Origin of the sequence: Melioribacter sulfuriphilus, assembly GCF_051488685.1 — a bacterium.
Taxonomy (GTDB): Bacteria; Bacteroidota; Ignavibacteria; order Ignavibacteriales; family Melioribacteraceae; genus Melioribacter.
In genome coordinates, this window is sequence record NZ_JBPSEH010000006.1 from 61,365 (window position 1) to 77,691 (window position 16,327).

Genomic DNA, 16,327 nt, shown 5'->3' on the forward strand with positions numbered 1-16,327 from the left:
GGTCGCTTATGGAAATTATCCGTTATACAGAAGAATGGAAAGAAGAATGGGACAATTTCGTACTGGAATCGAATAACGGTACGATGTTCCATATGCAAAAATTTCTCGACTATCACGAAGCCGGCAAATTTAAATTCGATCATCTTATTTTTGTTGAAAAGGGGAATATCATCGCTCTTCTTCCAGGATCGATTATCGACGGCTTATTTGAATCGCCTATTGGTGCAAGTTACGGCTCGATTGTTACAAAAGATATTACTTTTGCTAAAGCGATGGAAATAGTAGAAACTTTGATCAATTATGGTAGAAAAAACGGTATTAAAGAATTTATGCTAACCGCTGCTCCTATGATTTATGAAGAATATCCAAATCAAAGCCTGGACTATGCTATGTTATGGCAGGGTTTTTCGTATAAACTTCATTACATCTCGAGCGCTATTAAACTTGACCCTAATAGGGACATAATTGAAAGGTTTTCGCCCACGATCAGAAGGAACATCAGAAAAACTTTTCGCGATTTCAAATTGCGCGTGGAAGTTAACGACAATTACGACGAATTTTACCCAATTCTGCTGGAAAACAAAGCCCGGCATGGTGTTAAACCGACACATTCTCTTAGGGATTTGTACAGGCTAAAGGAATTACTGCCCGATTATTTGAAACTTTTCATGGTTTACGACGGCGATAACCCAATCGGTGGATCGTTGATGTTTTATCCCAACAAAAATGTGGCTCTCTGTTTTTACAATATGTTGAAATATGAATACGCACACTTAAAACCAATACAGAGAGTTATGTATGAAGTGGTTAAAGATGCTACCGAAAGAGGATTTAAATATGTCGACATCGGCGTTTCGCAGGATACAAAGGCAGACAATCCAATGACACCCAGCATGAGTTTGATTGAATTCAAAGAAAAGTTCGATGCCAAAGCCATTATGCGCAACACTCTCTACATTAAGCTCTAAACGACATGAAAATATGTATTGCATTTCTGGGCAATTACAAACATGACTCGAGAATCACCAATCTCTCCAGCTCACTCAGATCTGAAGGGCATCATGTCGATATTATTTCATTTGATTGGTTCGGAATTGAAAGCGATATTATCAGAAATGATGCTGTCATATTTAAATTGCACAGAGGCGAAAACCGTCTTCTCTTTTATTTCGATTTTGCAATCAAATTATTAAGCAAACTTTTTTCCACACACGCAGATATTTATTTTGCTGAAGATATTTACACGTTACCCTTTGTTTATTGGGCTGCACGTTTGAGAAACTCAAAGGTCTATTATAACAGCAGGGAACTCTATCCTTTTATTGGAGGATTGACAAAACGTCCCATCCTTCAATGGATCATAAGACAAATAGAAAAATTTTTCATCAAAAAAGTTGACCTTGTACTGACCACGGGAGAACTCGATTCGGAATTCCTTCATAATTATTATGGGATTTCAAATACGCTTGTAATTAGAAACATCCCTCTCTACAAAAAACCCGACAGGAAAATAGAGATTAAAAAATTATATAACATCCCTAAAGAAAACATGATTATTTTGTACCAGGGCATGCTTTTGGACGGCAGAGGACTCGGTTATTTTATAAAAGAGCTGAGTAAACTTGATCGAGTAACACTACTTATTCTGGGTGAGGGGGAAAAGAAAGCATATTTTAAAAGACTTGCTGAAGAATACTCCGTTGAGAATAAAATTATCTGGGGTGGTTTTATAGAACAAACTGATTTAATTAATTACACAGCTGCAGCCGATGCTGGACTTTGTTTGATTGAGAATATTAGTATCAGCTATTATCATGCTTTGCCAAACAAATTGTTTGAATATATTATGGCAGCACTGCCAGTGATTTGCAGCAATCTACCGCAGATGAAAAAAATTGTTACTCAATATCGTGTTGGAGAAATTGTCTATATTGAGAAAGGTGAATCGGTAGCAGATATTATTTATAAATGGCTCGATAATCCGCCGCTTCTCCATGATTACAGAAAAAATTGCCTGAGGGCAGCCGAAGAATTAAATTGGCAAAGAGAGTACGAACAAGTTCGTGGAAAGCTATTCGGTGAAGAAAAATAAAAATAAACGGATTCTTATTGTTCGACCCGATAGAATCGGTGATGTAGTATTATCGACGTCTCTGCCGCGTGAAATTAAAAAAAAATACCGGAACAGTTTTGTTGCAGTTATGATTCGGGATTATGCGAAAGATGTTTACCTGAATAATCCCTTCGTAGATGAAATAATTACCTATAATCCAGCAAATTCATTTTTTAATACAATTAAGGAAATTAGGAGATACCGGTTTACTGACGCTCTAATGCTTTTGCCAGATGAAAGGATTAATTACTTATTATTTCTTGCAGGAATACCTTATAGAGTTGGAGTCGGGCATAAATTATTCCAGTTACTGACATTTACTCGTTTTGTAGACAGAAAAAAATATAATCCACTCAGGCACGAAGCCGACTATTCGCTTGATTTAGCACGTAAAATTGGAGTCGAAAGCACCGATTATACTCCGGAAATTTATTTAACAGAAAAAGAGCTGAAAATATCGGCGAGGAGACGTACTGAATTTTTAAATCAAAAAAAATTTTTAGTAGGGATTAACTCTACAAGTGGGGGTTCGGCACCTAATTGGCGAAGTGAGCAATATTTTAGTCTAATTGAATTATTGAGGACTAACGATGAAATAAGAGTGGTAGTAACGGATTTGAAACCTCCTGAAATTTTATCTGGCTTTGAAGATGTAGTTTACCCGAATCTCAATAGCAGTTTGCGTAATTCAATAATCAACTTCAGTACGCTCGATTTGCTTGTGTCTGCAAGCACTGGTCCGATGCATTTATGTGCAGCATTAAAAGTAAAAACATTATCGTTATTTTGTCCCATGACTGCTTGTTCGCCTCAACTTTGGGGCCCTTTGGGAAATATTCATAAAATAATCTTGCCAGAAAAAAGTTACTGTCAGCAGCAATGCCCGGGTGATCCAAAAAAATGTGAATATAAAGATTCTGAATTTGTGAGGCCCGAGAGGATTTACAGAGAGATAATAGAAATGCTAAATAGAGAATAATTTTTTATATTTGTGCTCCAATTTTGCCAGGCCCTGATTGGCAGGTTAATACCCAACCCCGCCAGGTCCGGAAGGAAGCAACGGTAAGTATCTAACCTGGGTGGTCAGCGGCTTGGCTTTTTTTATTTTAAATTTTTTGTCGAATTTCATTTTCTTATTGTTGCTAATTAAAATAATTCTTCGTAATATTGAAACGGTTTAATTATGTTTGAAATGATAAGACTTTCTACCAAATAGGGTTATTTGTCATCGAAATAATTTGTTAGTACAACTTTTTCGTTTAGTAATCAGGTTCTAAAACACTTAATACTAATACAGGAAGTTAGGAATGGAAAAGTCAGCTCACACCGCCAAACCAGAATCTGAAGTCTTATACGACTACAAAAATCCTGAATTATCCCCAGATGAAAGAGCCGAAGATTTATTAAAGAGAATGACTCTCGAAGAAAAAGTGGCGCAGATGTTATGTATCTGGGAAGATAAAAAGACGATCCTTTTTGACCAGGAGGGTAATTTTAGCTTAGATAAGTTAAGAGAGAATCTAAAAAATGGCATAGGTCAAATTGCACGGTTGAGCGATACAGACGGGGGGCTCAACCCGTATCAAATGGTCGAATATGCAAATGCTATACAGAAATTTTTAGTAGAAGAAACACGACTGGGCATACCTGTAATATTCCACGAAGAATGTTTGCACGGACTTGCAGCAAAAGATGCCACAAGCTATCCAGTTCCAATTGGGCTTGCTGCAACTTTCAATGTTGAATTAATTGAAAAAATATTTTCTGCAATAGCAGAAGATGCTCGTACACGTGGAGCTCATCAGGCCTTAACCCCGGTTGTTGACGTTGTCAGAGATCCACGTTGGGGAAGAGTTGAAGAAACATTTGGTGAGGATACTTACCTTGTTTCACAAATGGGGATTGCTTCGGTTAAAGGTTTACAGGGCGATGGTTCATTAAAGAATAACAATAAAGTTATTGCCACTCTCAAGCATTTTGCAGCTCATGGCCAACCGGAATCTGGTACCAACTGTGCGCCTGCAAACTTTTCCGAACGTTTTCTTAGGGATACTTTTCTTATGCCGTTTAAAGAAGCAATCAACAAAGCTGGTGTAATCAGTGTTATGGCTTCTTATAATGAAATTGACGGTATTCCCTCACATGCAAATAAATGGTTGTTAAGGAAAGTATTACGTGACGAATGGGGATTCAAAGGATTTGTTGTATCGGATTATTATGCAATAACCGAATTGTTTCATAGAGAAGAAACCGTTAGTCATGGTGTGGCTGCCAATAAAGTTGAAGCTGCAAAATTAGCAGTTGAAGCTGGGGTAAATATCGAGTTTCCAAATCCAGATTGCTATCCAAATTTAACGGAGATGGTGAACAAAGGATTAGTGTATGAATCGGACATCGACGCGCTGGTTTTACCGATGCTCAAGTATAAATTTAAGCTGGGCTTGTTTGATAATCCATACATTGAAGTTGAACCAGGTCAATTTGAAAAAAAACTGGAAGCCGACAGAGAACTTGCTTTGCAAGCTGCAAGAGAGACAATTACTCTTCTAAAAAATGAAGGTAATCTTCTTCCTTTAAGGAATTTCAAAAAAATAGCTGTTATTGGTCCAAATGCCGATAGAATGCTTTTGGGGGGATATCATGGTACTCCGAAATATTATACTTCGGTTTATCAGGGTATCAAAGAAAAAGTCGGCAACAAAGGGGAAGTCTTTTACAGCGAAGGTTGCAAAATTACGGTCGGTGGATCATGGAACGAAGACGAGGTATTATTGCCAGATCCGGCTGAAAATGAACAGTTAATTAATCAGGCGGTTGCCGTTGCTCAAAAATCCGATGTCGCTGTGCTGGTTCTGGGGGGAAACGAACAGACATCACGCGAAGCATGGAATAAAAATCATCTTGGCGACCGCCCTTCGCTTGAACTGGTTGGCAGCCAAAATAAATTGGTTGAAGAAATTTTGAAAACCGGTAAGCCTGTTGTCGTACTCCTCTTTAATGGCAGACCGAATTCGATCGGATTTATCAAGGATAATGTCCCTGCAATCCTGGAATGCTGGTATCTTGGACAGGAGACCGGCAATGCCGTGGCTGATGTATTGTTCGGAGAGTATAATCCAAGTGGTAAATTACCAGTTTCAATTCCGAGATCTGCTGGTCATATTCCAGCACATTATAGTCATAAGCCTTCGGCAAGAAGAGGTTACCTTTTCGACGATGTTTCTCCACTCTTTGCATTCGGTTACGGCTTGAGTTATACAAAATTTAGTTTCGCTAACCTGAAACTGAGCAAAGATGTTATATCAGCTGATGAAAAAGTAAACGTGTCAGTTGATGTTAAGAATGAAGGACAATTACCAGGAGAAGAAGTAGTTCAACTTTATATAAGAGATAAAGTCAGCTCCGTTACCCGACCTGTAAAAGAATTAAAAGGATTCAAAAAAATTAAACTCGACCCTGGTCATACTACTACTGTAATATTTGAATTATTACCTGAAAATCTGGCGTTTACAAATGTTGATATGAAATTTGTAGTTGAGCCCGGAGAATTCGAAATAATGGTAGGCAATTCTTCGCGTAACGAAGATTTAATAAAAACAATTTTAACGGTCAAATGAAAATAAAAAGAGTTTTGTCCTAAACTTTAGCCGGTTTATTTCGGTAAAGTGATTGGACGCAGAGTATGACAATAAATACTATATTATATAACTGTTGTGGGGGGACATACAACAGGGAGGAAAATTGTCGCATGTCTCCCAATTTTTTAAATATGACCATCTTAGAACTTAATCCAATCCAGAATAATATTCTTTCCTTAATAAAATCACTTAAGAGGTAGCTGTGGAAAACAATAAGAAATATTTGTCTCTAAAGGAAAAAATTGGTTATAGTCTCGGAGATACCGCTTCCAACCTCTATTTCCAGACTTTTATGTTGTTTTTGATGTATTTCTATACTGACGTATATGGATTACCTGCCGCTACTGTGGGCACAATATTTTTAATTACGCGAATTTGGGATACAATTAATGATCCGATTATGGGTACTATAGCAGACCGTACGAATACGCGCTGGGGCAAGTTCAGACCTTATCTAATTTGGGCTTCAATTCCTTTTGGAATTTTAGGTGTACTTACATTTACAACTCCAAATTTTGATCCTACTGGAAAACTCGTTTATGCTTTTGTTACTTATAACCTGTTGATGATGGCATATACGGCGGTCAATGTTCCATATTCGGCGTTAATGGCAGTCATAACTCCAAATTCGATGGAAAGAACCGAGCTATCGTCTTTCCGATTTGTCGCTGCTTTCGTCGGAGGACTTATTGTACAGGCTTCTGTTCTTGCCCTCGTCAAATACTTTGGTGGCAATAACGAAGCTTTAGGTTGGCAATGGACAATGGGAGTGCTTTCTATCCTTGCCATTTTGTTATTCTTTACTACTTTCATTACTACAAAAGAACGCGTTTACCCACCGAAAGAACAAAAGAGTGATTTCAAACAGGATTTAAAGGATCTGATTTCTAACAGGCCATGGTTATTGATAGCAGGCGCCACAGTTTTCCAATTGATTTTTATTGTCGTCAGAAATTCTACCATTATGTACTACTTCAAATATTATATTCTCGACCGGAAGCTAAATTTACTTGGTACTACTTATGAACTTTCTTACGAATTATTATCGTCATCGTTTATGCTTTCAGGTACAATTGTAACGATTATTGGCGCAATATTGACGAAATGGTTTGCCAAAAAATTCGACAAGAAAAATACCTATACATTTTTCCTTTTAGGCAGTGCAATTTTCAGCGCCGCAATATTTCTGGTTCCACCAGATGCAATTATATTGCTCTTTCTGCTGAACTTGATCTTATCGTTTTTCTTCGGTCCGGTGTCTGTACTTCAATGGGCGCTTTATACAGACACTGCTGATTATTCTGAATGGAAAAATAAACGAAGAGCCACTGGATTAATAATGGCAGCTTCCCTTTTTTCGTTGAAGCTTGGATTAACTCTGGGAGGAGCAATTGTAGGATGGCTACTTGCATATTACGGATTTGTAGCAAATCAGGTACAAACAGCCGAGACAATTACAGGAATTAAACTGTTAATGACAGTCTATCCTGCAATTGCGGGCGTAATTGGAAGTTTACTGATGATTAAATATCCTCTGAATAATAAAATGATGTCTGAAATAGAAGTGGAATTAGAGGGCAGACGTTCTAATGAATTGGCAACTAATTAATTAAATAAATATTGGAGGCGGGTATGACTCTCGATATACCAATTAAAAAGATTTTTATAACTCTGGTTCTACTCATCTTTACAATTAGTATTCCTCTCAATGCCCAGGGAAAAGGTAGTTTGAGAGGCACGGTTTACGATAAAGAAACAAATGAAACTTTACCTGGTGCAAATGTCCTCGTTAAAGGGACAACTCTGGGCGCTGCTTGCAATTTGGACGGAGAATACCTAATAAGAAATATTCCCGCGGGTCGTCATACAATTATTGTCAGTTATATAGGATACGAACCCGATAGTGTTGTTGTAGATATTCCCGTTGGCAAGACTCTTGCGCAAAATTTTTATCTCGAAATAACTGCTATCGAAGGGCAGGACATAATTATTACTGCTCAGGCACAGGGACAATTAGAAGCTATCAACCAGCAATTAACTTCTGATAAAATTGCAAATATTGTCTCAGAAGCAAGGATTCAGGAATTGCCCGACTTTAATGCTGCAGCTGCACTCAGTCGACTCCCTGGTATCTCAACTCAAAAAAGCTCGGGTGAGGATAGCAAAATAGTTATTCGTGGACTTTCACCGAAGTACAACTCGATAGAAGTGGAAGGTGTGAAATTATCTGCCACAGGTAGTTCGTCAATCGGTATCACATCAGATCCATACGTAGCAACGGGCGGATTAAACAACGACCGCAGCGTTGACCTGACTATGATTTCACCTTATATGATCAGAATGATTGCAGTTTATAAATCTTTAACACCCGATATGAATGCTAATTCAATCGGTGGTACTGTCAATATGGAATTGAGAGAGGCACCGGCCGGTTTGCATTGGAATTTACTTTATCAGCAGGGCTATACTGCAAAAAGTAATACGTATGGAAATTTCCGCGCTGTAGCATCGGCAAGCAATCGATTCTTCAACGACAAGCTTGGAGTTTATGCATTGGTTAACGCAGAATCCTATGATCGGGATGCTGACAATATGGATGCTGGTTACGCACTTGCCGCCGAAGAAGTTCAAATTGACCCAACTACAGGCTATCGTCCCGTAAAAGTTACTTCAGTTACATTTAACCGTCATATTGAAACGAGAAAACGTTTTGGAGCTAATTTAATAATGGATTATACCCTGCCAGGTGGATCGATAAAATTTGTTAATATGTTTGCTCGCTTAAATTCAGATTATACCGACAACAGGCAAACAATTAATTACGACAATGGCAGAATGGAATGGCAGTTAAGATTAGGCGACAATACTGTCGACCAGCGCATGCACTCTATCAAACTCGATTACGATTTCGGCTTTATGACAGCTGATCTATCAGCCAATTATACTTCGGCAAACAATGTGTTAGATAAATCTCCTGTAATCAATTTTAACCAGACCGATGCGCTTCAAGGAGGTATTAAAAGGGACAATGTAAAACCAGAAGACTTGACATACTTGCTTACAGCTTACAAGGGTTCAGATGAAGTTGTATTGAGAAGTGCAAATCTTTTCAGTAATAATTATCTTGAAGAAAAATTCTCGTATAAAGCCGATTTTGAAATTCCATTTAGTTTTGGAAAATCACTCAGCGGTTTCTTTAAGTTTGGTGGACAGATTAACAATCAATACAACCGTACAGATCAGGAAGCACCTTACCTTGGATTCAATGGCAGCGCAAATTCTACTGACAATGATATCCAGTCAAAATTAATGCGAACCATTAAAGACCAATTCGGCATTTCAACTAACGACAGAGGTGAACTGGTTGGTACTTCGTTTATAAATAATGACAGCAAACTTTATGATCCTTTCCTCGACAATAAATATGGTTCCATCTACTATGTAGCAAATCCAGGCATACTCATCGATATTTTGAATTATATTATTGGCAATCCTCAATTCGATGCTTCAAATAAGGAGTACAGCACTGGTGCACAAGGTGGATGGTATGATGGACCATTCCAGCAGCTTACGAACGATTACAGATATAATGAAGATTATTATGCAACATACGGTATGTTTAAAGTTAATTTCTGGAAATTTATGGTTATCGCAGGTGCCCGTTATGAAAAAGTTAACACCAAATATTTTGCTTACAATGCAAGAGACGTACGCAATGCTCAGGCGCAGATTATGTATGATACAACAGACCACAAATCAAATGAATTTTTACTACCGATGGGACAAATTAAATTCTCGCCCACAAAATGGCTCGACATTCGATACGCATATACTCAAACATTATCGAGACCGGATTATCATTTAATTAGTCCTAAATTTACAATTACACAAAATAATACTATCTATACAGGAAATCCTGAACTCAAGCCTGCACAGGCTTATAATCATGATCTCAGTTTTACTTTCCATGCAAATGAAATTGGTCTTTTATCAATTGGAGCTTTTTATAAAACAATTGAAAACTTCGTTTATAACGCAAGTTATCAGCTCGATGCTGCCGAAGGAGCTGGCATCGACTCTTTACCACGTTATCAAATTGTACGAGATGGAGCTTATGTAGTTACACCTGTAGTTAATCCTACTACGGGGAAATCGAATGCGACAGTTTTCAGACCATTGAATAATCCCTTTGATGCTACTGTTAAAGGACTTGAATTCGATTTACAGCATAATTTCTGGTACCTTCCTTCGCCATTTAACAATATTGTATTTGGTATTAATTATGCTCGCATATCGTCTGAAACCCGCTATCCGTTCTTTGATGTGAAAGTTAAGGTTGTGGGAAGAGAGAGAATTCCTGTATTGGTTGATAGTTCATCGACAGGAAGATTACTGGATCAACCTAATCATGTTTTGAATGCTTATATTGGTTATGACTACAAAGATTTTTCAATCCGACTTTCATTTGTATACCAGGATCAAATTGCAACTGGTAACGGTGGAAGATATCCAGAAAACGATTCTTATTCTGACGATTATTTCAGGGTCGATTTGTCTGCACGACAAAAACTTCCATTCTTCAATTCTGAGTTATTCCTCGATTTCAGCAACCTCAATAATGCGAATACACAATCATTGCATAAATCAACCGGCGGTTTCAGAAATATTCAGAATTATGGTCTTACGGCTAATGTCGGTATAAGGCTGAGATATTAGTAAATAACTTTATCATAAAAAAGGAGAAGCTATGAAGAAAATAATTATACTTTCATTGTTGGTGTTTTTTAGTGCTGCACTCTTTGCTCAAAAAGATACCGTTGTTGTCCCAGGATATTACGAAGCGCAGCAATACGGTACTTTAAATGATGCAATTGAGAAGGCAATTAACGAAGGAACCATCAACAATACGGTCTTCAAATTGAATCCATACGAGGTATATGTTCTAAGCCGTAGTATTTTTTTGGATAAGGGACAAAACCTCGAGATAGTTGCTCCCAAACCGGGGAATACTCAGGAATCTGCTCCTCCCCAGATTGTATGGACAGAGGAGGGAATCGACAGAGCTTACCTTATTCAGAGTTATGGGGATATAGTAATGAAAAATGTCTGGGTAAGGTATGCAGACTTTCTTGGTAATAAAGTAAGCAGTTCGATTGTATTTGAAAACCAGGAAGATGCGAACGACCCAGAAGTTGGAATATTCGATGGTTGTATCTTTGACTATGCCGGTATTGGCGCAGAAGCTGGAGGTGCTATAACTGTTAAGGCTAACCATTTCGTGGGGAAATTTTACAACTCATACTGGAGAAATAATTCAGATAACCACTTCAGATATTATGGCCGTGCAATTTCATTCCCATATCAGAGCTCGGGCTGGCATTATGATACGTTGTTGTTTGAAAACTGTTCGTTTACAAACCTGAGCCGAATTATTATGCAGGAAGGGAATGAATACAGTGACAATGTTTACATTAACCACTGTACACTTCTAAATTCAGTTGAATGGGTTTTCCAATCTGCTGGCTGGTTAAGAAATGCAGCTATTACAAATTCGTTGTTTGTTAATCCCATGATGATTGGATACAGAGCAGTCGACGTTTGTCCGGAAGGAATGACATATGATGACTTTAAAAACGGATTGTGTAATTCCCCGGGTGGTGGTTTAATTAACGGTCTTACTCCTGTTGATTCGTTCGGATTTGCAGTTGATTTTACCGACTTCGACAGGAAATTATTTATCGGGAACGTTGCATACTTGTATCAGGATTTTTATCTAAAATGGTTTACAGAAGCTCCATCTGCTAAAGAAAGAATTCGAAATAGAGAGTCCGATCTGATTTATAATCCTTCACCAATGCTGGGACAGGATGAAATTGATTTTATCGACTCTGTTGATGCCGAAGGTAATAAAGTTTTCAAAACAATGAATGTAGATTGGGAAACAATTTATTCTGAGGATCCACAGTTTATTGAACCAGCTACAAACCAGGAAGCACTGCTTACATTCATGGATTACAAATGGAGCAATAATGCAGATATTGACTGGTCATATCGACCTGATGCAGGTTTCAATCAGACATGGCCGCTGCCAGAAAACTTAGCTTATACAAACGAAAAATATAAAACTGCTGCAATGGGTGGTTTCCCCTTAGGCGATCTGAACTGGTTCCCGGATATAAAACCTGCATGGGAAGCTCAACGCGATCAGGAATGGAAGATAATTAATAATTGGTTAAATTATGGTTCACCCAATCCAGTTAGTGTTCGTGAACTTAATGGCAAAGTTCCTACTGAATATAGACTGAAACAAAATTATCCCAATCCATTTAATCCAACTACAAATATCGAATACTCTGTTCCTAAAGAAGGATATGTATCGATCAAGATATTTAATGTGCTTGGTCAGCAAATTGCAACTTTATTCGAAGGTAATCAGAAAGCTGGCAATTACGTAATAACATTCGATGCATCAAATTTGCCCAGCGGTGTTTATCTGTATAGCTTAGAAACTGATAATATTACATTGACTAAAAAATTAATGTTAATGAAATAATTAATTACCGTATTCGTCAGGTAAATTTCTGACGAATACGGTTTTAATGAATGGGGTGATTGTTAATTGGTTACAAATAAATTCAACACAAAATAGGGAGGTGGAGTCGTGTTAAAAAATCTAAAACTTGTTTTATTATTGGTTGTATGGATAACGTCCGGGCTGATGGCTCAGGAAGTTGTCCTCTCAGACGAATTTGATAATGGCGACGGTATGTGGAACAGTGGCTGGATCGATCAGGCTTCTGCTACCGTAACGTTTTCAATCGACAATACCGGAAAACTTTCCGGTGCAAATTCCTACAAAGCTGAAATTGTTAAAGGCGGTGTAGAAATGTGGCGCATTCAGCGTGTGGCTAATTTGCCATTGCTACCCGGTTATCAATATACTCTATCTTTTATGGCTGTTGCCACTAAGAATACCGCAATTAATGCTCTCTTCGAAATTCAAGGATCTCCTTATACTAAGCGCCTTGATGATACTGCTTATGTAACTACTACTCCTCAAACTTTTACCTTTACAATGGTTTCAAATGAAAGTGTACCCACTAATCAAGTTAAGTTTATGTTCGGAGGTGCACAAAATAACAACAGTACTATCTGGATTGACAATATAGTTGTTACCCGTACAGCCGATCCCGATTTAGTAACACTCTGGGGTTCAACTCCCAGCCGTGGAGCAGGTTGGCCAATTCTCAATAGAGAAGATACCCCTGCAGGAGAAGGTGCTATGGGAGCTGACGGCCCACCACCAACATGGGCAACAATTAGAGGCGGATTTGGAAAAGTACTCGAAGCAAGTTTAGATCAAGCTGTAGTTGTAACAGGTAAGTTTGAATATGTTGGAGATGGACCCGGTGCGAGCTACATCGGTTTGCGATATGCATTAACATATTGGGACAACGAAGGTGAATTAGCTAATCGATTTACCGATTCAGCAAGATGGACTGGAACCGGTGTTCATTACGGATACGAATTTACTCCTCGTTCAGGAACCACCGATATGGCTAACGGTGCAGGAGGAGCAGGAACTGTATGGACAGTTAATGGCGGCAGTGGGTGGAACAGTACCTGGAGTAACAACGGGAAACCGATTGCAGCCGTTGAACAGAAGCCTCTTCGTGCCATTATTGAAGGCGGAGTCTATGACTTTGCTATTTCTGTACGACCTTTGGCAGACGGCACAAACGAAATCCGCTGGTATATGTATCATGTCGATAAAAAATACTGGTTCGGCGGCACTGTTATCGATTCTGCTAAGGTAAGTACTAAGTTCAATGGAATTTGTTTTGGTATTGGAGATGGAATTACAACAAATATGACCGCCTTTAAATTAACTGGCGTAAAAGCAAGATTAGGCTCACCCATAGAAGTTCCCGAAGCACCATGGCAGGCTTATTATCTTCAGGACTGGGGTACAACAGCTCAAGGAAAATATTGGAAGATTAGAAACGATGAAAATACTTTAGTAGGTGATGCATTAATTTCCGGTGATGGCTCTCCAATCAATGGAGCAGGTTGGGCAACCGTGCAGGGTGGTTTCGGGCAGGATCTCGAACTTAAAACAGACAAAGCTTTAATTGTAACCGGTGAACTGGAATTCGTAGGAACAGAGGGGGGCGGAAGCAGTTATACTCCAATACGTTATGCAATTACATATATGGAAAACGCTCAACTCGAAAATCCATTAACAGATTCAGCCGCTTGGGTTGGCGGTAAGTATTGGGGTTACGGTTTCCATCCACGTACCGGTGTAGGAACTATGTCAAATGGAGCCGGTGGTAGTGGAACTGTATGGACAATAAATAATGGTAACTGGAATAGTACGTGGAGCAATAATGGTAAAACAATTGCAGCTATTGAACAGGCTCCTCGAAATGCAGAAATTATCCCGGGTATTTATAAATTTGCTTTCTCATTAAGAAAAGTTGATGCCACCCATAATGAAATTAGATGGTATCTTATAGAAAAGAACAATAAATATTGGTTCGGTGGTAATATTATAGACACAGCCACAACAGATAAATTTAATAGTATCTGTTTCGGTGTCAATACTGGTGATTGGACTGAATTTAAAGTCCTTGCAGCAAAAGTAGATTATGGTGAACCGATAGTTGTTCCAGAAGCTCCGTGGCAACCGTTCTACGTTGAGTACTGGGGAACTACAAATCGTGGTAAAGGTTGGCCAATCCTCGTTGACTCAAATACTATCGTTGGCGATGCAGCTATGGGTGCAGATGGGCCACCTGCAACCTGGGCAACGATTAGAGGTGGATTCGGGACAACAATTGAAGCCACGACAAGCAAAGCAATTATCGTATCAGGACAATTTGAATATGTAGGCGATGGACCGGGTGAAAGTTACGTAGGATTACGTTATGCATTGACATATTGGGATAATGAAGGCCAATTAATAAATCGTTTTACACCTCAAGCTGAATGGACAGGTACTGGCGTCCATTACGGCTATGAATTTACTCCTCGTTCTGGAACTACCGATATGGCAAATGGAGCTGGTGGTGCTGGTACTATCTGGACAATTAATGGTGGTACAGGATGGAACAGCACCTGGAGCAATAATGGGGGTCCAATCGCTGCCATTGAACAGGCTCCGGCACGAGCTGTTATTGTAGGTGGTGTTTATGACTTTGCTATTTCTGTGCAACCATTACCAGACGGTACAAATGAAATTCGCTGGTACATGTACCATAAAGATAAAAAATATTGGTTCGGTGGTACTGTAATTGACACTGCTCAGGTTACTACTAAATTCAATGGTATCTGCTTTGGCATTGGTGATGGAATACAAACTGCAATGAAAGAGTTCAGATTAATTGCAGTAAAAGTTGATAAAGGAAATCCAATTACTGTTCCGGAAGCACCATGGCAGAAATTCTATGTAGGCGATTGGGGATTCATCGGCAAGAGAACCGGCGGCTGGACATTAGAACCGGTAGAATTAATTGGTAATGCAACTATGTCTGGAGCAAGAAAGCCATTTGGATGGGCTGCCCTAAGAGGTAAATTCCCGATAGATGTACAGGCTAAAGTCGACAAAGCTTTAGTAGTTACAGGAAAGATGGAACTTGTAGGTGGCGGTTTCGAAGGTTGGTCCTCACTAAGAATGGGATTGTTCTATCAGAATGCTGGAAAACTTGTTACTACAGAAAACGGAATGGAATGGAATGGCTCTGAATCTGGTGCATCGGGCTATCTGGTTATTCCACACAGTGGTGGCAACGATTTAACAGCATGGGGTGAAGGAAACGATCAAATGGGCACAGTAGGTGCAATTATTAACGGTACATGGCTCAATACTAACGAAGCAGGAGATTATGTTCTGGCAGATACACGTCAAAAACCTGCAGGTGCTGTCGCTACAGAAGGTATGTACAATTTTGCATTCTCAATTGCACCTAAAGAAAATGGAAATGTTGAATTCCGTTATTATATCTACAAGGAAGATGGTTCATATAAATTCGGTGGAATTGTAGTGGACGACAAAACGCCGATTTCAAAGATCAATAGCTTTAATATTGCACTAAATAATCTGGCAAGTGCAACAAAATTAAATCTCTATGATGTTTTGGTCGATCTGGGTGCTCCAATTGAAATTCCTGATTCCGTCGTCTCCGTAGAAACATTCTCTTCTACAATTCCGACAGATTATTCACTCGGACAAAATTACCCGAATCCTTTCAACCCAACAACCAACATCGAATTTGCATTGCCACAAAGTAGCGATGTTAAATTGGTTGTTTATGACGCTTTGGGCAAAGAAGTAGCTCAACTTGTTAACGGACACATGAATGCTGGTTATCACAGAGTTACTTTCAATGCTTCGAATCTCGCATCAGGCGTCTACTTCTACACAATCAAAGCTGGCGATTTCTATAGCGTGAAGAAGTTGATGCTAATTAAATAATTGCTCCATTTGGGGTCCTAAACAGCCCGCCATGAGCGGGCTGTTTATTATTATTTTCTGCTGAATTTATTAGTCGATAAGCAATTGATCATACTAGTA

8 protein-coding genes and 1 other RNA gene are annotated in these 16,327 nt (G+C 38.9%); all 9 read left to right on the forward strand.

Annotated elements, in window-relative coordinates:
• Positions 1-8: 8 nt before the first annotated feature.
• The 9 genes from ACSSV9_RS09275 (at position 9) to ACSSV9_RS09315 (ending at position 16,228) form a co-directional block, all read left to right on the forward strand.
• The gene (locus ACSSV9_RS09275) at positions 9-968 is read left to right on the forward strand and encodes a GNAT family N-acetyltransferase (RefSeq protein ID WP_437346974.1); all 960 of its coding nucleotides are present in this window, start codon (positions 9-11) and stop codon (positions 966-968) included.
• Between the two features lie 5 nt (positions 969-973).
• On the forward strand, positions 974-2,092 hold the full coding sequence (locus tag ACSSV9_RS09280; RefSeq protein ID WP_437346975.1) for a glycosyltransferase: 1,119 nt from the start codon (positions 974-976) through the stop codon (positions 2,090-2,092).
• Complete coding sequence (locus ACSSV9_RS09285) at positions 2,079-3,092, forward strand: glycosyltransferase family 9 protein (RefSeq protein ID WP_437346976.1); 1,014 nt, start codon at positions 2,079-2,081, stop codon at positions 3,090-3,092. Before ACSSV9_RS09280 ends, ACSSV9_RS09285 begins: the two co-directional genes overlap by 14 nt.
• 24 nt (positions 3,093-3,116) lie before the next feature.
• An RNA gene (ffs, locus tag ACSSV9_RS09290) (signal recognition particle sRNA small type) lies at positions 3,117-3,213 on the forward strand.
• A gap of 207 nt (positions 3,214-3,420) precedes the next feature.
• A complete protein-coding gene (locus ACSSV9_RS09295; RefSeq protein WP_437346977.1) occupies positions 3,421-5,730 on the forward strand; it encodes a glycoside hydrolase family 3 N-terminal domain-containing protein in 2,310 nt (769 codons plus the stop codon).
• A gap of 223 nt (positions 5,731-5,953) precedes the next feature.
• Complete coding sequence (locus ACSSV9_RS09300; protein WP_437346978.1) at positions 5,954-7,360, forward strand: MFS transporter; 1,407 nt, start codon at positions 5,954-5,956, stop codon at positions 7,358-7,360.
• Positions 7,361-7,383: 23 nt separating this feature from the next.
• Entirely contained in the window at positions 7,384-10,467 is a 3,084-nt protein-coding gene (locus ACSSV9_RS09305) for a TonB-dependent receptor (protein WP_437346979.1), read from the forward strand.
• 31 nt (positions 10,468-10,498) lie between these two features.
• Positions 10,499-12,304, forward strand: coding sequence for a T9SS type A sorting domain-containing protein (locus ACSSV9_RS09310; protein ID WP_437346980.1), 1,806 nt, complete (start codon positions 10,499-10,501; stop codon positions 12,302-12,304).
• A gap of 108 nt (positions 12,305-12,412) precedes the next feature.
• Positions 12,413-16,228: a T9SS type A sorting domain-containing protein gene (locus ACSSV9_RS09315; protein ID WP_437346981.1), complete on the forward strand. Its 3,816-nt coding sequence runs from the start codon at positions 12,413-12,415 to the stop codon at positions 16,226-16,228.
• Positions 16,229-16,327 lie beyond the last annotated feature (99 nt).

What these genes read in the sequence shown, in the direction of transcription:
- ACSSV9_RS09275 (WP_437346974.1), top strand. Translation starts at nt 9, where the DNA reads ATGGAAATTATCCGTTATACAGAAGAATGGAAAGAAGAATGGGACAAT.
- ACSSV9_RS09280 (WP_437346975.1), top strand. Translation starts at nt 974, where the DNA reads ATGAAAATATGTATTGCATTTCTGGGCAATTACAAACATGACTCGAGA.
- ACSSV9_RS09295 (WP_437346977.1), top strand. Translation starts at nt 3,421, where the DNA reads ATGGAAAAGTCAGCTCACACCGCCAAACCAGAATCTGAAGTCTTATAC.
- ACSSV9_RS09305 (WP_437346979.1), top strand. Translation starts at nt 7,384, where the DNA reads ATGACTCTCGATATACCAATTAAAAAGATTTTTATAACTCTGGTTCTA.
- ACSSV9_RS09310 (WP_437346980.1), top strand. Translation starts at nt 10,499, where the DNA reads ATGAAGAAAATAATTATACTTTCATTGTTGGTGTTTTTTAGTGCTGCA.